The following is an 18,939-nucleotide window of genomic DNA, read 5'->3' as shown; positions in this document are numbered from 1 at the left end:
TTTATTTCCCCACAACCTGAATCACGATCAAGATCATCAATAACACCACTACACCGAGTGACATGCTTGATGCGTATTCACGCAATGAACCTGTTTGACGCGAACTTGTAAAGCTATTACCACCTTTCACAAGTGCAGGTAGCACTAACCATAAACCATCAATTGGATCACGACCTAAGATTTTCGCAATCAATAAATATGGTTTTACAAAAACGATGTCATACAAAGCATCAAAACCAAATGCGGTACGGCAAATGTGCGCTAAACCAGAACCCAAAGACGTTTGAGCAAATGATTTAACCGCACCGTACGCAAAGGCAAATAAGAAAATACCAACAACCAAACCAACAAGGGCAACACCACTTGCTAAATGTTCTGCATGTGCAACGGCTTCTTCTAAAGCTTCAGGAACAACAAAGCTTGGAATACTTGCAGCAGTCAATAATTTTGCAACAGGTGCTTGTAAGAAATAACCAATACCTGTTGATAAGGTCGCAAGAATTGCAAGCGGTGCCCAGTAAGTCACGCCATGAATAGCATGTGCATGGGTTTTTTCTTCGCCAAAGAATACCACCCAGATTAGACGGAAAGTATAGATAGACGTTAAGAATGCACCCGCAACACCAACCCAGTACAACGTATTATAAAGTGGAAGGTTTGCAATCGTAGACTGTGCATATACTGCACCTAAAATCGCATCTTTAGAGAAGAAGCCAACTGTTACGATTGGAAGTGCAGCTAATGCGCCACCACCGATGACGAAACACCAGAATACAAATGGAATCTTTTTACGTAATCCACCCATTTTGAAAATGTTTTGTTCGTGATGACATGCAAGAATTACGGCACCCGAAGAAAGGAACAATAACGCTTTGAAGAATGCGTGAGCAAGCATATGGAATAAACCAGCTTGATACGCCTCAGCACCCACCGCCATAAACATATAACCGAGCTGACTCATGGTTGAGTAAGCCAAGATACGTTTGATATCGGTTTGAACCAATGCGGCAAAACCAGCTACAAGTAAGGTTACTGCACCTGTAATCGAGATGAACTGCATTACTTCTGGTGCCATTTCCATCACAGAGAACATACGGCAGCATAAGTAGACACCCGCTGTCACCATCGTTGCAGCGTGGATCAATGCAGATACTGGTGTAGGACCAGCCATCGCATCAGCTAACCAAGTTTGTAATGGAATTTGCGCTGATTTACCTGCTGCACCTAAGAACAACATCAATGCTGTCCAAATCGACAATGATGAGCTTTGCGTCATCACAGTCGCTGCATGTTCAACAATGTACTGTGTATTCAACGTACCAAACTGTTGATAGAGCAAGAACAATGCGATGAGTAAGAAAACGTCACCCACACGTGTTACGGTGAATGCTTTGATTGCTGCCCAACCATTTGCAGGGTTTGAGTAGTAGAAACCAATCAATAGGTATGAACACAGACCTACGCCTTCCCAACCTAAGAACAATAACGCCAAGTTATCGCCGAGTACCAACAACAACATGCTGGCAACGAACAGGTTGAAATAAGAGAAGAAACGTGCGTAATCTTCTTCACCACGCATATACCATGATGCGAAGATGTGAATCAGGAAACCAACACCTGTAATCATACCTGTCATCAATAATGATAAACCATCAAGGTGCAAGCTGATGCCTGGCTCAAAACCGCCAACACTGAACCACGTCCATAAGTGTTGAACAAAAACGGTTTGGCCACTGCTAGTAAATGCAAGGCCAGCGATTAAAGCAAATAACGCAGATAAACCAACTGAACCGACACCAATAATGGCAGCCACATTTTCAGATAGTTTGTTACGCCCTGCCGCTAACAGGATAAAACCAATGAGCGGGAATAAAACGGTTAAATATAATGTACTCATCCGCGCATCTCACTAGCAGCATCCACATCCAAGTGATGGAAGCGATGATAAAACTGAAGGACGATCGCAAGACCAATACACGCCTCGGCAGCAGCAAGAGTTAGGATCAAAATGAACATCACTTGTCCATCTGGTTGAGCCCAAACACTACCTGCCAAAACAAATGCCAATGCAGCAGCATTCATCATCACTTCAAGGCTCATTAGCATAAATAATAGGTTGCGTCGCACCATTACACCGTAAAAACCGAGTGCAAAAAGGATGGTTGCAACAATCAAACCATGTTCTAAAGGGATGTGTCCCATTATTCTTTATCCTCTTCTGCACTTGGTTCACGTTTGCCAAGGTGATATGCAGCAACTAAGGCTGCAAGCAATAACATCGCGGCAACTTCTACCAATAATAGATAGTGAGTAAATAATGCTTGACCGACTGCTTTAGGACCTACAATTTCTGTACCTAATGGTGCAGAAATCGTGGTGTATTCTCCACCCAACATCCAAACCAAAACCAAGCCCAATAAGAAACTCATTAATGCAGGATATGCCCATGCATCAGAAGCTAACCATTTACGTTCTTGTTCAACCGTATCTTGTCCAAGGTTCAACATCATGACCACGAAGACGAACAACACCATGATTGCACCAGCATAAACAATAATCTCAAGTGCACCCGCAAAAGGCGCACCCACGATCATGAAAATACCAGCAACAGCAAGTAAAGAAACGATTAAACTTAAAAGAGCATGTACGGGGTTCGTATTTGTCACAACACGTATTGTCGATACGATGGCCACAAGTGCCATCAAATAAAATGGCCACATCATGGTAATAAGCTCCGTACATCAACTGGTGCACTTTCTTTTTGTGCCTGACCTTTTTCCTTACCATTTACTGCCATACCAGTGACACGGTAGAAGTTATAGTCAGGATATTTGCCTGGGCCAGAAATCAATAAGTTTTCTTTTTCATAAACCAAGTCTTGGCGTACATATTCAGCAAGTTCAAAATCAGGCGTCATCTGAATTGCAGTTGTAGGACAAGCTTCTTCACACATACCGCAGAAAATGCAGCGTGAAAAGTTGATACGGAAAAATTCTGGATACCAACGTCCATCTTCTTTTTCCGCTTTTTGTAATGAAATACAGCCAACAGGACATGCAACCGCACAAAGGTTACATGCCACACAACGCTCTTCCCCATCTGGATCACGCGTCAAGATGATACGACCACGAAAGCGTGGAGGCACAATTTGTTCAGCTGGTACTTCTGGATATAAAATCGTGTCACGTTTACGTGTTACATGGCTAAACACCATCCACAACGAACGGACAATCGATCCAAATCCAGCTAGAATTTTATACATTTTGTACTCCCTGCTGTCCTAGGCCTGATTCATCAGAATCACAGCACCAGTCACTAACAAGTTGACCAACGCCAATGGCAAACAAACTTTCCAACCAAAATTCATCACTTGGTCATAACGTGGACGCATTAAAGAACCACGCGCCAATACAAACATCATTACAAAGAATGCTGTTTTAATCACGAACCAAAAAACTGGTGGAACAAATGGAATTTCTAAGTTAAATGGTGCAAGCCATCCGCCGAAGAATAACGTTACGATCAGTGCAGAGATTAAAACCACGTTCACGTATTCCGCAACGAAGAACATCCCCCACTTCATCCCACCATATTCAACGTGATAACCTTCCGCCAATTCTTGCTCAGCTTCTGGTTGGTCAAATGGATGACGATGCGTCACTGCAACACCAGCAATAACAAAGATAATGAAACCAATGAATTGTGGAATAACAAACCAAACATCACGTTGAGCTTCAACGATTTCACGTAGGTTGAATGAGCCTGCAATGGCAACCACACCCATCAATGAAATACCCAAGAACACTTCATAAGAAATAGTTTGAGCAGCAGAACGAAGACCACCGAGTAACGAGTATTTGTTGTTAGACGCCCAACCACCAAATAGCACTGCATAAACTGCAATACCCGCCATTGCCATAAAGAACAATAGACCGATACTCATATCCGCAACGCCCAGTGTAGGACTTACTGGGATGACCATAAACGAAAGTACCGCAGTTGCCATCGCAACTGCTGGTGCTAAACGAAAAGTCAGCTTGTCGGCAAACTTTGGTGTCCAGTCTTCTTTGAACATGATCTTGAGCATGTCGGCAACGATCTGGAACATACCACCCGGACCAACACGGTTTGGACCATAACGGTCTTGCCATAACGCCAAGAGACGACGCTCAATAAATGACATTAATGCAGCAACCAAAACCACCACCAACAGGATCACAACTGCTTGAATCACTGAATAAGCGATTGGCCAGTTCTCAGCCCAAAGTGGCGTTTGACGTATAATTTCTTGATTCATGAATTACACTCCTACTGCCACAGACACAGGCTCTGCCAATGAAACGGTTGGTGCTAGACCAATTGGATAACCAATATAGCCTGTTGGTAAATATTCGATGACCTGTACAGGTAAGCTGATGCTCGTTTCGCCTGCTTTCACTGTAATACGTTGACCATCTTGAACATTTAAGCGTGTCGCATCTTGTTCACCCACGGCAAACATCGCTTCAGGAATACGTGATTCCATTGCTGGTGTTTTAATGGTGAATTCACCTGAACCAAAAATATGGTGCATTGGCACAAGACGGAAGCTTTCAGGATTCACAACCACGGCAGTCGGTGCAACATAGCTACGTGCAGGACGTTTTGCTAAGCGATCGAATAAACGTACACCCGAATCACCACCTTTTAAGTGACCACCGACTTCATCTTGGTACTTGTTCCACGCTTGTGGCGAGTTCCAACCCGCAGCCCATGCGAAAGGTACTAAAGACGATGCTGTCTGATTACCCACATAACCTTCCATAGAGAATGTTAATGCTGAATCTGGATCAGTTGGTTGTTTTGGCTCGTGAATTGATAACGGCGCACGCATTGCAGTACGACCTGAGTAACGACGTGGCTCACGTGCAATTTTCAAACCATGAACACGATAACCTGCATCTGGTGCAACATCTTGAATCGCTTCAAGTACTGGTACATTCTTCACGATGTCATCAATTACATCATCAAGCAATGTCCAATCAACTGCTTTACCTTTAAGACCTGTCTCAACAGCATGTAACCAACGCCATGATTCTTTGATCGCATATTCAGGCTTGTAGTAGCTTGGGTCATACACTTGATAGAAACGTTGTGCACGGCCTTCTTGACTCACTACAGTGCCATCACCTTCAGCAAAACTTGCTGCTGAAAGAACAATGTCTGCAAGCTTCACGGTCTCAGTTTCGCTGTGATCCAATACGATCACAGTTTCAGCTTTATCAAGCGCAGCTTTTACTTGAGCGACTGGCAAACGACGAGTTAGGTCATTTTCAACCACAACTACGGCATCATAGTCTTGTGCAAAAGCTTGTTCTAAACTTAAACCACCGAATAATGCCAAGCCCATTGAGTTCACTTCGGGAACAGTCAATGATAAACCAGCATTTTCATCTAAGTTTTGTGCAACCTGTGCAGCCGCTTCGATAATCGCAGGATCTTGTAAACTCGTACCAGAAATAATCAAAGGCTTTTTCGCTGCTTTCAAGGTATCTGCAATGGTTTGCGCAAATGCTTTTGCATCATCAGCCAAACCAGTCAGTGCTTCACCTTTAAGCGCAGCAGCAACCGCGAAACCTAAACGTGCGATGTCATTTGGCGATGCAACGACTTCACCCGTTGCCACATCCGCTAAACGTGTTTGCGTTGCAGCAAGAATATAGATTGGAGATTTAGCATCTTGACCAATACGTTGTACAGGCTCTGCCAACCAATCGGGTGTACGTGTTTTAGCTGCCATTTCTTTGGCTTTATTTTTCGCTGCTTGGCGAACCGATAAAGCCATACGTGGCGCAGTTTGAGTTAAGTCTTCACCCAAGATCAACACCGCATCGTAACTTTCAATTTCACGCATATTCGGGTTGTAAATACCCTGTGTTTGCATGATTGAAGCAGCTAATTCAACCAGATTTTGCTCTTTTTGAGACATACCTGTTGAATAGTTGGCTTGACCAACAAGTTGGCGAAGTGCGTAGTTTGATTCCAAGCTTGCGCGTGGCGAACCAACACCTAATACTTTTTTGCCTTTTAGTTGAGCAATGACTTGATCAAGTGCTTGATCCACACTCACGGTTGTCACAGCGTCACCATTACGGAACTGTGGTTGACGTGGACGATCTGCACGATTCACATAACCCGTACCGAAACGACCTTTATCACACAAGAAGTATTGATTTACTGAACCATTGAAACGGTTTTCAACACGACGGATTTCGCCATAACGCTCACCCGGTGAGATGTTACAGCCCGAAGAACAGCCATGACATACGCTTGGAGCATACTGCATATCCCATTTACGGTTATAACGTGCTGAATGCGTCTTATCGGTAAATACACCAGTTGGGCAGACTTCAGTCAAGTTACCAGAAAATTCAGACTCTAAAGTTCCTGATTCTGGACGACCGAAATAAACACGTGATGCATTGGCATAGACACCAAAGTCTGTACCACCCGCATAATCTTTGTAATAACGTACACAACGATAGCACGCAATACAGCGGTTCATTTCATGTGCAATAAATGAACCCAACTCTTGGTTATGATGGGTACGCTTCGTGAAGCGATAGCGACGACGGTCATGTTGCGTCATCACCGTCATATCTTGTAAATGACAGTGACCACCTTCTTCACAGACTGGACAGTCATGTGGGTGGTTGGTCATTAAGAATTCGACGATTGATGCACGAAAATCTGTTGCTTCTTTGTCTTCAATCGAGATATAGGTATTGTCGGCAGCTGGTGTCATACAAGACATGACTAAGCGCCCACGTGTATCTTCCGCATTATTATATTGCGTAACAGCACATTGACGACAAGAACCAACAGAACCTAAGGATGGGTGCCAACAAAAATACGGGATGTCGATACCAAGGCTGAGACATGCTTGTAGCAAGTTTTCAGAGCCATTGACTTCATACGATTTTCCATCGACATGAATTGTAGCCATAGTCGAATTCCTTAAGCTTGTTCTACGTCAAGAGCAGAAGCATGGGTTTTAACCTTTGCTTCGAACTCATGGCGGAAATATTTTAATGCGCCCATAAGCGGCTCCATCGCACCCGGTGCGTGAGCACAGAAAGTTTTACCGATCCATAATTTACGAGTCAGTTCTTGTAAATGATCGATATCTTCTTTCTTACCTGTACCTGTTTCGAGTGCTTTCAGCGCTTTGACTGCCCAAGGTAAGCCATCACGGCACGGTGTACAGAAACCACATGATTCACGTGCAAAGAACTCTTCTAAGTTACGCGTTGCAGAGACCATACATTGGGTTTCATCAACCACCATCAACAAACATGTTCCTAAACGTGAACCTGCTTTCATGATGCTTTCAGCGTCCATTGGCAGGTCAATATGTTCAGCCGCTAAGAAATCTGTTGATGCGCCACCCGGTAACCATGCTTTCAGTGTTAGACCGTCACGCATACCGCCCGCATGATCTTCAATCACTTCGCGCGCAGTTGTACCAAAAGGAAGTTCCCAAAGTCCTGGGAATTTCACCTTACCTGATGCACCATAAATCTTAGTACCTGGGTCTTTAGACTTATGTGCAGAAAGGTTGATATACCACTCTGGCCCACGCAACATGATTGCTGGCAAGTTGTTATAGGTTTCGACGTTGTTGACAATCGTTGGACGACCCCATGCACCAGCAACTTGTGGGAATGGTGGTTTAGTACGCGGATTGGCACGACGACCTTCAAGCGAGTTAATCAATGCAGTTTCTTCACCACAGATATAACGCCCTGCACCCGTGTGAACATACATCTCAAAGTTCCAACCAGTACCGAGGATGTTTTCACCCAAGTAACCTTTGGCACGAACTTGCTCTAATGCTTCATTTAAGTATTGAGCAGCTTCGATATATTCACCACGAATGAAGATATAACCATGAGTTGCCTCTAGGGTATAACCAGCAATCAACATACCTTCGATCAATTGATGTGGAAGTTTTTCCATCAACAAACGGTCTTTGAATGTTCCAGGTTCCATTTCATCAGCATTACAGATCAAATATCGTGGACCACCATCATTTGGTGCCATCAATGACCATTTAATTCCTGCTGGGAAACCTGCACCACCACGACCTTTAACCGTTGCAGCTTTAATGACGTCGAGTACATCTTTTGGAGGCATACTAAGTGCTTTTTTAAAGCCTGCATAACCTTCTAAAGCTTCGTATTCATCAGCATTGCGTACTGCATCTTGCTTACTCAAACGCCAAGTTAGCGGATGAGTTTCTGGATTACCGTCGCCATAAATTGGTTTTGGTTCAGTATTCATACATACTTCTCCAATAACTGTTTAACTGATGATACATCCACTAAACCGTGAGTATCTTCATCAATCATTAACGTTGGACCTTTGTCACAATTGCCTAAACAGCAAATTGGAAGCAAGGTGAAACGACCATCTGCTGTAGTTTGTCCGTATTGAATGCCTAACTCGCGCTGAAATGCTTCTGCTAAAGTTTCTGCACCCATTAAGAAGCAAGCAATCGAATCACATAATAAAATTACGTGACGACCTACAGGTTGGCGATAAATACGGTTGTAGAACGTTGCTACACCCTCTAAATCTGCCACACTGATTGTCAACAATTGCGCAATCGCATTCATTTGAGCGTCATCTACCCAGCCATTACGACGTTGTACGCATTTTAATGCATCCAATGATGCCGCACGTGGATATGGATAGTGATCAATATGGTGTTCAATCTCATGGATTTCTTCAGCAGTCAAAATCCCTTCAACATTCACACGAGGTTTTTTATCAGTCAAAATCATCATAATCGTTTACCCCTAGCGATCCACGTCAGCCATAACCACGTCAATGGTCGCCAAATAAATGATCAAGTCAGAAACCAAACTGCCATTAATCACAGAAGGCATTTGCTGCAAATGTGTGAAGGTCGGTGTACGAATACGAGTACGGTAACTCATCGTCGACTTATCTGAAGTCAAGTAATAAGTACTCGCACCTTTCACCACTTCAGTCATAAATGATGACTCACCTGCAGGCATGACAGGACCCCATGACACGCTCAAGAAGTGCGTAATCAAGGTTTCAATATCTTGTAATGTCTTATCTTTCGGTGGTGGAACTGCCAATGGATGATCCGCTTTATATGGACCAGAAGGCATATTATCCAAGCACTGTTGAATGATTTTTAGTGATTCAGTGATTTCACGGAAATGCACTAAAACACGTGCATATGCATCGCCTTCATATTCCACTGGAATATCAAAGTCGAAGTTTTCATAACCACTGTATGGACGATATTTACGAACGTCAAAGTCAATACCCGTTGCACGTAAACCAGTACCCGTCACACCCCAAGCCAACGCAGATTTAGCGTCGTATTGCGCAACATTGCGGGTACGACCAATAAATACTGAGTTTTTAAGTGCCGCAGTATAGTACTCGTTCAAACGTTTTGGCATCCACTCCAGCAATTCTTTAACAAGTTTTTGCCAGTTGTTTGGAAGGTCATGCGCCGTACCACCGATACGGAACCATGCTGGATGCATACGGTAACCCGTGATCGCTTCAACGATGTCATAGACTTTTTGACGGTCTGCGAACATATAGAATACTGGAGTCATACCACCGGCATCCTGAATCGCTGTACCACAGAATAATAAGTGGTTATTGATTCGGAATAATTCGTTTAACATCACACGAATCACTTGCGCACGCTCAGGTACTTTAATACCAGCAAGCTGCTCAACCGCCATCACATAAGGCATGTTTTGCGCACAACCGCCCAAGTAGTCAACACGATCGGTATAAGGGATGAATGAATGCCAAGTTTGACGTTCAGCCATCTTTTCCACACCACGGTGGTGATAACCGATATCAGGTACACAGTCTTTCACTTCTTCACCGTCCAACTGCAATACCACACGGAACGCACCGTGTGCAGATGGATGGTTAGGACCTAAGTTCAAGAACATGAAGTCTTCATCAGCATTACCGCGTTTTAGACCCCAGTCTTCAGGCACAAAGCGTAGGTGTTCTTGTTCAAAATCCTGTTTCGCTTGATTCTGCATATACGGCGTATATTCTGTCGCACGTGCAGAATATTCTTTACGTAATGGATGACCTTCCCAATAGGTTGGTAACAAGATACGACGGAGCATTGGATGCCCAGCGAAATCGATACCAAACATATCGTAAGCTTCACGCTCGTACCAGTTGGCATTTGGCCAAATATTGGTTGCGGTTGGGATGCTTAAATCATTTTCATTTAATGCAACTTTAATACGAATATCACTATTACGCTCAAGCGACAACAAGTGATAAAACACAGTAAAGTCTGATGCTGGTAAACCATCACGGTGAACACGTAAACGCTCATCAACCGCAGATAAGTCAAACAGCATTACATAAGGACGTTCCACTTTACGGAGGAACATAAGGACTTCTTGCACGCGTGCGCGCTCAACCCAGACTGTTGGAAACTCTTCAAAAGTCGCCTGCACATAGAAGTTCTCACCAAATTTGGTTTTGAGCTCTTCTACGATTGCAAATGCTGGGCGTGAATCAACTTGCGTTGACTCTGGCATAGCAATGTCAGTTTCAGCCATTGGCTTGGCTTCCTATTTAATACAAATTCTGGCAATTTTCCCGATGATCATGTCTCTTCAGACATGTCACAATTCATCGTTCAAATTATTTAATTTCATCCATAGAGCGTAAGTTTTTCACCGCAATACGTTCCGCATTTTTACGATCGCGTTCTGGCATCATCTTTGGCTTATACACAGGCTGAAGATCATCACCAATCACCGCTGAAAGTGGACGGCGCTCTAGTTGAATTTGGTCTTGAAGTAACATCAATGCTTGGATTAATGCTTCTGGACGAGGTGGGCAACCTGGGATGTACACATCAACAGGAATAATTTTATCGACACCTTGTACTACAGAATAGATGTCGTACATACCACCAGAGTTCGCACAAGCACCCATAGAGATGACCCATTTAGGCTCAAGCATTTGTTCATACAAACGTTGAATTACAGGCGCCATTTTGACAAAGCAGGTTCCTGCAACAATCATTAAATCTGCTTGACGTGGTGAAGCACGAATAACCTCAGCACCAAAACGAGACAAGTCATGTACACCAGTTAAAGTCGTCGCATATTCAACATAACAGCATGATGTACCGAAGTTAAAAGGCCATAAAGAGTTTTTACGCCCCCAGTTCACTGCGGTATGCAACACATCTTCAAGACGTGTCATCATCACACTTTTATTCACTTCTTCCTCAAGAGGATCAGTTACGATTTGACGATCTTGTAATGGATATTGATCGGCATCTGGATTCGCACGGGTTAAAGTATATTTCATCCCGACTTACTCCTGTTCAAATGATGATGTAGTCGGTGTTTTAGACTTAACACGACCAGAAGACTGCGCTGGAATATGACCAGTAGGATCGACAACAAGCTCTTCAATATTATTGAATCGAGTAATGTCAGCAATATTCATATTCGGTGAACCAATTTTTGTTGTCACACCAGCAGATTTACGACGATCTACAGGTGCCCAATTCAGCGCGCCTACAGAAATTGCATAAACCAAAGCGATCAAAAGATCCACAACAAAAATAACGACCGTGGTAAATCCAAACCAACCTACTTCACGAACTGATGTCGACCATGCGTAGAGGTAAAGAGCTTCCAAGTCAAAGACAACGAAGAAAATTGCAACTAAATAGAATTTGGCTGACAAGCGGATACGAGCACCGCCCGCACCAACTACACCTGATTCAAACTGCTCTTGCTTCGCACGCCCCCATGCTTTACCCCCGAGGAGTAAGGGAACTGTAAGCATAAAAACGCAAAGAAATGTAACGCCGATCACGAAGGCGATAATCGCCCAATCGTATGGAGTAATGGCACTCATGCGGGGATAACTCCTGGCAGGCCTATTTTTAACAAAGAATGTATGTATTGGCCTTCAAATACACCAAACACAAAATTAATCCCGCCAATTGTACCTGATTTCTAATTTCTCATGCTAGTTGAAGCGCTTTAGTCTTTAGGATGATTTTGTTGATTAATTTCCTGATACGACCTAGATCGCTACAAATTCACCCTTAAAAATCGAATTATCAAATCGACTAACCAATGTTAATCATTTTTTTCTTTATTCTTGCGCCAAAAATATCCGCAACTTGTCATCAATGCTCAAAAATATTGCAGCATGAACTAAATCATTGCATTGATACAAATTTGTGCTGAAAATTTAAACAAAATTTATATAATAGCCCGACCTAATTTACCCCAAAGAAAAGTGTCAGCATTGAGGCTGTTCATACCTGTGCCGAACAGATTCGCCGACACATGAGCCAAACTCCTATTTCAATTGATCAATAGCAGCATTTTTTCATTCAGCTTAGCATTGGCCTGTGCATTTGCACGCCCGAAAATCACCAGCCGATTGAGCATTTATTCAAGCAGGCGGACAATGCGCTTTACCACGCAAAAAGATAGGGCCGAAATCAGGTTGTCATTTCGACATAATATGTTGCAATTCAGCTACATGCTTTAATTAACTTTATACACTATTTGACTGAGAGATCGATATTCTAAAAGTAGCAAACAAGGAGAAAAATATGCATTTAGAATATACACATGACTCAGATTATTTCTTTTTTTCACAGCTGCTGATGCGGCACATTGAAAGTTATATTCAAAAACACCCTGATGCTGATAATGCAATTTTCGACCTAAGAGATATCTATGAAGTCTTTAGAGAAGACTTTGCGGCAACAACAACCAATCTTGAAAGTATTCTAAACATTGCTGATAGCTATAAAGTTGAAACATTAAATGGAGATCAACCATTGATTAAAAGTTATAAAATAGACGTAAAAAATAATTCATTACTTCTAGATTTTAATATAGATGCACTGAATGGCTTAAGGTCTGGTCATCCATTAATCGAGCCTGATTCATCTATTCATGAATAAGCAATATTTATGCTTCATAAAAAATTAAAGCCAAAGTTTGATGCTTTGGCTTTCTTATATTCTTCATACAAGCTTAAATGAATTAAAACTATTTTTTTATGTTTTGTTTATAACGCTTCGCTGGCCATGTCATGGTAAAACGTGCGCCACCTAAGTTAGGGCTTTGGTCTACCATAATATCTCCACCGAACCAATACGCGATACGACTCACGATTGATAAACCCAAACCATACCCACCTGATGCGCGTGTACGACTATCATCCAAACGAGCAAAGGCTTCAAAAATACGTGCGCGCTCTTGCTCTGGAATGCCTGGCCCATCGTCCTCTACACAGACATATGCCTTACCATCAGCACGAACACCACCACTAATTCGAACTTTATGATCGCAATAACGAACGGCATTTCCAACCAAGTTTTGTACCACACGATGCAAATAGCGACGTTCAGCATCTACAGATAATGACAACGGCGGTGCAATTAACTCAATTTCTTTTTGAGTCTTCAGTGCTTCAGTTTCCATTGCAACCTGATCGAGTACTTCGACCAGCACAAGGTCCTCAAAGTCCAAAGATGGTGTACCCTGCTCCAGTTTCGCATAGGTCATGATCTCATCAATCAGGGTATTGAGTGCCTCAATATCCTTATCAATCATCTCGACCTGCTGAATACGGTAACTATAGTCATCCTCTTCTGCCAGCATCTCCATACCAAAGCGGATACGTGCCACAGGCGTTCTGAGTTCATGCGACACTGCGCGCATCAATTCCCGTTGCGACTCAATCAGGCGCTGGATATGGTCTGACATATTGTTATAACTTGATGCCAAATTTGCCATTTCATCTGTGCCTTCAATCGGAACACGTAATGACAGGTCACCCGATTTCATTTTATTCAGGGCATGACGAACCTGACGAATTTTCCGCTCAAGCGGTAGAATTAAACCGTAAACACCTAGACTTAATAAGAATAAGCTAAATAAGGTAATACCTGCTGAAAGCTGAAAAGGCATCCAATTAAACATTGGAACTGGACCTAAGATAAGAACTTGTGCAGGATGATTTGGCATTGGAGAAACAATTGAAATCGTTGTACCACGTACAGTTGCACTATCCTTATATAACAGAATACTTTGGTCTTGACGTAAACGACCGATTTGCTCTGAATCTAGATTAATATCTTTAATATTGGCAATCGTAATCGGATAGTAAAAATGTTTTTTAATTCTTTCTAAATATTCACGCTCTTGCCCCGGATAAAAAATCAAATAATCCAGTACAAAAATTGGCAATGCCTTCATTTGGCGCTCGCCGAGCTTATCCACTTTGATATAAAGATAATGTTTCGCATCATCTTTCAGACCAATAATGATATAACCCACACCATTATTGGCATCATAACGAACCACTGATTTCTGCTCAGCAATCCGCTTTTTCTCAGTACGAGAAAGCTCTACACGTGCTGCATCAACATAGTAGATTGGAAGTTCTAGTAAATCGGAAGCATCAGAAATCCAATCTAGCTTTTGTTGTTTTTGAGGTTGTCGAGATACGCCCTCACTGATGACATATGAAATACCATCCGTCAGATATTCACGATATTCTTGCGCGCGTTGATAGTTGATGACCTGTACCAGCAAATAACAAAATGCGGCAACAACAACAACTAAAACCACTAATCCAGCATAAATTCGCAAGAAAATGCTGTTTTTTAGTACTCGACTTACCATAAGGGAAATAAATCCAAGCTAATTTAAAGCAAGATGCAAATTATATCCCGTTAGTTTCTTTAACGAATAAATAACCTTTGCTACGCACAGTTTTGATACGTTTTGGATTTTCTGGATCATCACCAATTTTTGGACGAATACGTGAAATACGCACATCGATCGAACGGTCTTGACCATCGTATTCAATACCACGGAGACGCTCAAAAATATCTTCACGAGATAAGATGCGCCCTGCGTTTGAAGCTAGCAACCACAATAAGTCATATTCAGCGCTCGTAAAATCAACCAGCTCACCGTTTAAAGTCACTGAACGGCCACCGTTATCGATCACGAGATCATCAAACTCGATACGTTGAGCAACTTCGTCTTCAACTGTTTTATCAGTACGACGTAATAAAGCACGAATACGAGCCAATAACACACGCGGTTGAACGGGTTTAGCAACATAGTCATCTGCACCCATTTCTAAACCAAGTACCTGATCCATATCTTCTGTACGCGCTGTCAACATCAAGATCGGTTGATGGTAATGTGGACGAACTTCTCGACAAACGGTTAAACCATCTGCACCTGGTAACATCACATCCAAGACAACTAAATCTGGTTGCTCACTGATAATACGGCGAATCGCACGATTACCATCTGTTTCGACCCCAACTTCTAAACCGTTACGAATCAAATACTCTTGTGTTAAGCGAGCTAAACGTTCGTCATCTTCAACGATCAAAATTTTTGGTAACTTTTCTTCTTGGTTCATTTGTATGCCCCTACAATTAGAGTGAATCTATCTATAAAAATCTGACAGATACATTGGTTTATGTTTTGCAATATACACACGTTTACATTGTAAACAAGTAGGCGTTCACCAAACTGATACACGGCTAGGCACTTTTGTTATATTTTTATTAAAATTATGAATTTTAATATATTTTTTAATTTCATCTGCTTTTCCGACAGAATGAATTTTTAGTATAGATTTTGTGCCAATGTTAAACAACCTGTTTCTTTCTTCACCCAAAATAATTTAAGTGTTTGTTTTTTGACTTATCCACAGAGTTATCTATAAGCCTTTTTTAATGGCTTTGTTATGCTATGTGCCTGTGAATTCAGCAGTTAAGACATGAAAAAAAAATTACCAAAATGTCAAGGATTGATCTGCTGTAAAAAATCCCGTATCTTGTGTTGAAAATAAACTTTAACCACTAAGTATTGTGTTTATCCCTCAAACATCGTGGCATACATTTTGCTCGATTCAAACGGTCTATGAACATAAAAATAGATGATAATGGAGCTATGCTGACATGAGCATCATCACTTCTACTCCTGGTCAAATTCAGGTAATTAAGCGCACTGGTGAAATCGCGTCTTTTAATGCCGAGAAGATTTCTGTTGCGATCGGGAAAGCCTTTTTAGCTGTTGAAGGTCAACAAGGTGCTGACTCTAGTCGCATCCATGACCGTATCACTCAATTAACAGAGATGGTACTCAATACGTTTAATCGTCGTTTACCTTCTGGCGGTACGATTCATATCGAAGAAATTCAAGACCAAGTTGAATTAGCACTGATGCGTACAGGCGAGCAAAAAGTTGCTCGTGCTTATGTGATTTATCGTGAACAACGTGCCACTGCTCGTCAGCAAGCAGGTGCGAACCATCATCCTACCCTTCAAATCACTGATGCTCATGGACAGCTCCAACCATTAGACCTCGGTGCACTTACAGCGACAATCGAAACAGCAAGTGAAGGTTTGGAAGGGATTGATGTTCAAGCGATCGTCGATGAAACCGTTAAAAACTTATACAACGGCGTAAAAGAAAGCGACATTGCAACGACCATGATGATGGCGACACGTACTCGTATCGAGCAAGAGCCAAACTATACGTATGTGACTGCACGCTTATTACGTAATGAGCTAGTGAGCACAGGTTTAGAGTTCTTAGGTCTATCTACAGATACATCTGAGAATGATGCTTTAGAACCTTTCTTGAAGAAAGGGATCGAGCTTGATCTTCTTTCTGCTGATCTTCTTAATTTTGACCTTGCTAAATTATCAGCAGCGATTCAACCTGAACGCTCAAATCAATTTACCTATCTAGGCCTACAAACGTTATTCGATCGTTACTTCATTCATTCAAATGGCGTACGTTTTGAATTACCGCAATTATTCTTTATGCGCGTATCCATGGGTCTCGCACTCAATGAAGAAAATAAAGAAGAGCGTGCAATCGAGTTCTATAACTTATTATCCAGCTTCGATTACATGGCATCTACGCCAACCCTGTTTAACTCAGGTACATTACGCCCACAACTATCAAGCTGTTATTTAACAACAATTGGTGATGACCTATATGACATTTATGGTGCAATGCGTGACAACGCGATGCTCTCAAAATGGGCGGGTGGTTTAGGTAATGACTGGACACCTGTGCGTGCTTTGAACTCGTATATCAAAGGCACAAACGGTAAATCACAAGGTGTTGTTCCATTCCTGAAAGTTGCAAACGATACCGCTGTTGCGGTAAACCAAGGTGGTAAGCGTAAAGGTGCAGTTTGTGCATACCTCGAAACTTGGCACTTAGATGTTGAAGAATTCCTAGAGCTACGTAAAAACACAGGTGATGATCGTCGCCGTACACATGACATGAACACAGCAAACTGGGTTCCTGATTTATTTATGCAACGTGTATTTGAAGATGCTGAATGGACACTATTCACACCTTCTGAAACACCAGACTTGCATGATTTAACGGGTGCTGAATTTGCTGAGCGTTATGCACACTACGAAGCTGTAGCAAAACAAGAAAACATGCTGCACAAGAAAGTCCGTGCCAAAGACTTATGGCGCAAAATGCTTTCGATGTTATTCGAAACAGGGCATCCGTGGATCACATTCAAAGACGTATGTAACTTACGTTCACCACAACAACACGTTGGCGTAGTGCACTCATCTAACTTATGTACTGAAATTACCCTCAATACTAACCAAGATGAAATTGCGGTGTGTAACTTGGGTTCAATCAACCTTGTGCAACACGTTCAAGGTGGTGTGTTAGACCGTGAAAAATTAGCACGCACTATTAAAACTGCAGTACGTATGCTCGATAACGTCATCGACATCAACTATTACGCAGTACCACAAGCGAAAAACTCGAACATGAAACACCGCCCTGTGGGTATGGGTATCATGGGCTTCCAAGATGCACTTTATGAAATGGGTATTGCTTACGGTTCAGATGCAGCAGTTGAATTTGCCGATGAATCTATGGAAGTAATCAGCTATTACGCAATCGAAACGTCGAGTAACTTGGCGGTTGAGCGTGGTACTTACGAAACATTTAAAGGTTCATTGTGGGATCAAGGTATCTTGCCAATCGACTCTTTAGAAATTGTTGCGAAATCTCGTCCAGAGCGTATGTTCGAAGTTGATCGTACACAACGTTTAGATTGGGATAGCTTACGTGCCAAAGTTCAAAAAGACGGTATGCGTAACTCGAATGTGATGGCAATTGCACCTACAGCAACCATTTCAAACATTTGTGGCGTGTCTCAATCAATTGAGCCAACATTCCAGAACTTGTATGTGAAATCTAACCTTTCTGGTGAATTCACCGTGATCAACCCTTACCTTGTTCGTGCATTAAAAGAACGTGGTCTGTGGGACACTGTGATGGTGAATGACCTGAAACACTTCGAAGGTTCAGTACAAAAGATTGCACGCATTCCTGAAGAGTTAAAAGCGATCTTCGCAACTGCGTTTGAAGTGGATACACGTTGGATCGTAGATGCTGCATCTCGTCGTCAAAAGTGGATCGATCAAGCACAGTCATTGAACCTTTACATCGCTGGCGCGAATGGTAAGAAACTGGACATCACGTATAAGATGGCATGGTTACGTGGTCTTAAAACGACGTATTACCTCCGTGCTTTAGGTGCAACATCTGCTGAGAAATCAACAATCAATACTGGTGCATTGAATGCAGTTAAACCAGCATCAGTTGAGGCTCCTGTCGTTGTAGCTAAAGCGGTTGAGGAGAAGAAACCAGAAGCTCAAGTTGAAGAAGATGGTTTCACTACAGCAGCACCTGTACCAATGGCGTGTTCAATCGACAATCCAGACTGTGAAGCTTGTCAGTAATTAGATTTTGGAGAAACCCTTCTTAAACAAAGTAGGGTTTATTTAAGATTTAAAGG

Annotated in this window: 15 protein-coding genes and 1 pseudogene; 3 read left to right on the top strand and 13 right to left on the bottom strand. The window is 42.3% G+C overall.

Features of this window, described 5'->3' with window-relative positions; translation table 11 throughout:
• Position 1: 1 nt before the first annotated feature.
• The 11 genes from nuoL to ndhC all read right to left on the bottom strand — a co-directional run bounded on the left by nuoL (position 2) and on the right by ndhC (position 11,949).
• Positions 2 to 1,897 carry an NADH-quinone oxidoreductase subunit L gene (nuoL, locus tag NO346_RS13470; RefSeq protein ID WP_005218109.1) on the bottom strand — a complete coding sequence of 632 codons (1,896 nt, stop codon included), beginning with the start codon at positions 1,895 to 1,897 and terminating at the stop codon, positions 2 to 4.
• Positions 1,894 to 2,202: an NADH-quinone oxidoreductase subunit NuoK gene (nuoK, locus tag NO346_RS13465; protein WP_004638057.1), complete on the bottom strand. Its 309-nt coding sequence runs from the start codon at positions 2,200 to 2,202 to the stop codon at positions 1,894 to 1,896. The genes nuoL and nuoK overlap by 4 nt, the downstream gene beginning before the upstream one ends.
• Positions 2,202 to 2,720 (bottom strand): NADH-quinone oxidoreductase subunit J, encoded by a 519-nt coding sequence (nuoJ, locus tag NO346_RS13460; RefSeq protein WP_256415489.1) that lies wholly within the window; start codon positions 2,718 to 2,720, stop codon positions 2,202 to 2,204. Before nuoJ ends, nuoK begins: the two co-directional genes overlap by 1 nt.
• Positions 2,720 to 3,262, bottom strand: a complete 543-nt coding sequence (gene nuoI, locus NO346_RS13455) for an NADH-quinone oxidoreductase subunit NuoI (RefSeq protein ID WP_004663751.1) — start codon at positions 3,260 to 3,262, stop codon at positions 2,720 to 2,722. Before nuoI ends, nuoJ begins: the two co-directional genes overlap by 1 nt.
• Before the next feature lie 18 nt (positions 3,263 to 3,280).
• Positions 3,281 to 4,297 carry an NADH-quinone oxidoreductase subunit NuoH gene (gene nuoH, locus NO346_RS13450; protein ID WP_004663752.1) on the bottom strand — a complete coding sequence of 339 codons (1,017 nt, stop codon included), beginning with the start codon at positions 4,295 to 4,297 and terminating at the stop codon, positions 3,281 to 3,283.
• 3 nt (positions 4,298 to 4,300) lie between these two features.
• On the bottom strand, positions 4,301 to 6,985 hold the full coding sequence (gene nuoG, locus NO346_RS13445; RefSeq protein WP_256415480.1) for an NADH-quinone oxidoreductase subunit NuoG: 2,685 nt from the start codon (positions 6,983 to 6,985) through the stop codon (positions 4,301 to 4,303).
• Positions 6,986 to 6,996: 11 nt separating this feature from the next.
• A complete protein-coding gene (nuoF, locus tag NO346_RS13440) occupies positions 6,997 to 8,322 on the bottom strand; it encodes an NADH-quinone oxidoreductase subunit NuoF (RefSeq protein WP_256415479.1) in 1,326 nt (441 codons plus the stop codon).
• Positions 8,319 to 8,828, bottom strand: a complete 510-nt coding sequence (nuoE, locus tag NO346_RS13435; RefSeq protein WP_087545390.1) for an NADH-quinone oxidoreductase subunit NuoE — start codon at positions 8,826 to 8,828, stop codon at positions 8,319 to 8,321. Before nuoE ends, nuoF begins: the two co-directional genes overlap by 4 nt.
• Positions 8,829 to 8,840: 12 nt before the next feature.
• Positions 8,841 to 10,628, bottom strand: a complete 1,788-nt coding sequence (nuoC, locus tag NO346_RS13430; RefSeq protein ID WP_046740048.1) for an NADH-quinone oxidoreductase subunit C/D — start codon at positions 10,626 to 10,628, stop codon at positions 8,841 to 8,843.
• Positions 10,629 to 10,713: 85 nt separating this feature from the next.
• Entirely contained in the window at positions 10,714 to 11,391 is a 678-nt protein-coding gene (locus tag NO346_RS13425) for an NADH-quinone oxidoreductase subunit B family protein (protein WP_004638049.1), read from the bottom strand.
• A gap of 6 nt (positions 11,392 to 11,397) precedes the next feature.
• Complete coding sequence (ndhC, locus tag NO346_RS13420; RefSeq protein WP_004663758.1) at positions 11,398 to 11,949, bottom strand: NADH-quinone oxidoreductase subunit A; 552 nt, start codon at positions 11,947 to 11,949, stop codon at positions 11,398 to 11,400.
• A 413-nt stretch (positions 11,950 to 12,362) separates the two neighbouring features.
• Here ndhC and NO346_RS13415 point away from each other — a divergent pair.
• Both NO346_RS13415 and NO346_RS13410 read left to right on the top strand, forming a co-directional pair.
• Positions 12,363 to 12,539: pseudogene (locus NO346_RS13415) on the top strand (GGDEF domain-containing protein); the annotation flags it as partial.
• A gap of 122 nt (positions 12,540 to 12,661) precedes the next feature.
• Positions 12,662 to 13,018: a hypothetical protein gene (locus NO346_RS13410; protein WP_005158632.1), complete on the top strand. Its 357-nt coding sequence runs from the start codon at positions 12,662 to 12,664 to the stop codon at positions 13,016 to 13,018.
• 88 nt (positions 13,019 to 13,106) lie between these two features.
• Here NO346_RS13410 and bfmS read toward each other — a convergent pair whose 3' ends face one another.
• Positions 13,107 to 14,747 (bottom strand): sensor histidine kinase BfmS, encoded by a 1,641-nt coding sequence (bfmS, locus tag NO346_RS13405; RefSeq protein ID WP_256415478.1) that lies wholly within the window; start codon positions 14,745 to 14,747, stop codon positions 13,107 to 13,109.
• A 40-nt stretch (positions 14,748 to 14,787) separates the two neighbouring features.
• Complete coding sequence (gene bfmR / locus NO346_RS13400) at positions 14,788 to 15,504, bottom strand: response regulator transcription factor BfmR (protein ID WP_256415477.1); 717 nt, start codon at positions 15,502 to 15,504, stop codon at positions 14,788 to 14,790.
• Between the two features lie 544 nt (positions 15,505 to 16,048).
• On the opposite strand from bfmR, the gene NO346_RS13395 reads away from it, so the two are divergent.
• The gene (locus tag NO346_RS13395) at positions 16,049 to 18,883 is read left to right on the top strand and encodes a ribonucleoside-diphosphate reductase subunit alpha (protein WP_256415476.1); all 2,835 of its coding nucleotides are present in this window, start codon (positions 16,049 to 16,051) and stop codon (positions 18,881 to 18,883) included.
• The last annotated feature ends 56 nt before the right edge of the window (positions 18,884 to 18,939 follow it).

The sequence above is a fragment of the Acinetobacter sp. 5862 genome (assembly GCF_024494585.1).
Taxonomy (GTDB): domain Bacteria; phylum Pseudomonadota; class Gammaproteobacteria; order Pseudomonadales; family Moraxellaceae; genus Acinetobacter.
Note: the sequence above shows the minus strand (reverse complement) of the source record. Positions and strands in the feature narration are given on the sequence as shown.

Excerpts from the sequence above, each read along its gene's own strand:
- nuoG (WP_256415480.1), bottom strand. The coding sequence starts at position 6,985 with ATGGCTACAATTCATGTCGATGGAAAATCGTATGAAGTCAATGGCTCT.
- nuoI (WP_004663751.1), bottom strand. The coding sequence starts at position 3,262 with ATGTATAAAATTCTAGCTGGATTTGGATCGATTGTCCGTTCGTTGTGG.
- nuoH (WP_004663752.1), bottom strand. The coding sequence starts at position 4,297 with ATGAATCAAGAAATTATACGTCAAACGCCACTTTGGGCTGAGAACTGG.
- NO346_RS13395 (WP_256415476.1), top strand. The coding sequence starts at position 16,049 with ATGAGCATCATCACTTCTACTCCTGGTCAAATTCAGGTAATTAAGCGC.
- nuoC (WP_046740048.1), bottom strand. The coding sequence starts at position 10,628 with ATGGCTGAAACTGACATTGCTATGCCAGAGTCAACGCAAGTTGATTCA.
- nuoK (WP_004638057.1), bottom strand. The coding sequence starts at position 2,202 with ATGGGACACATCCCTTTAGAACATGGTTTGATTGTTGCAACCATCCTT.
- NO346_RS13425 (WP_004638049.1), bottom strand. The coding sequence starts at position 11,391 with ATGAAATATACTTTAACCCGTGCGAATCCAGATGCCGATCAATATCCA.
- bfmR (WP_256415477.1), bottom strand. The coding sequence starts at position 15,504 with ATGAACCAAGAAGAAAAGTTACCAAAAATTTTGATCGTTGAAGATGAC.
- NO346_RS13410 (WP_005158632.1), top strand. The coding sequence starts at position 12,662 with ATGCATTTAGAATATACACATGACTCAGATTATTTCTTTTTTTCACAG.
- nuoF (WP_256415479.1), bottom strand. The coding sequence starts at position 8,322 with ATGAATACTGAACCAAAACCAATTTATGGCGACGGTAATCCAGAAACT.
- bfmS (WP_256415478.1), bottom strand. The coding sequence starts at position 14,747 with ATGGTAAGTCGAGTACTAAAAAACAGCATTTTCTTGCGAATTTATGCT.
- nuoJ (WP_256415489.1), bottom strand. The coding sequence starts at position 2,720 with ATGTGGCCATTTTATTTGATGGCACTTGTGGCCATCGTATCGACAATA.
- nuoL (WP_005218109.1), bottom strand. The coding sequence starts at position 1,897 with ATGAGTACATTATATTTAACCGTTTTATTCCCGCTCATTGGTTTTATC.
- ndhC (WP_004663758.1), bottom strand. The coding sequence starts at position 11,949 with ATGAGTGCCATTACTCCATACGATTGGGCGATTATCGCCTTCGTGATC.
- nuoE (WP_087545390.1), bottom strand. The coding sequence starts at position 8,828 with ATGATGATTTTGACTGATAAAAAACCTCGTGTGAATGTTGAAGGGATT.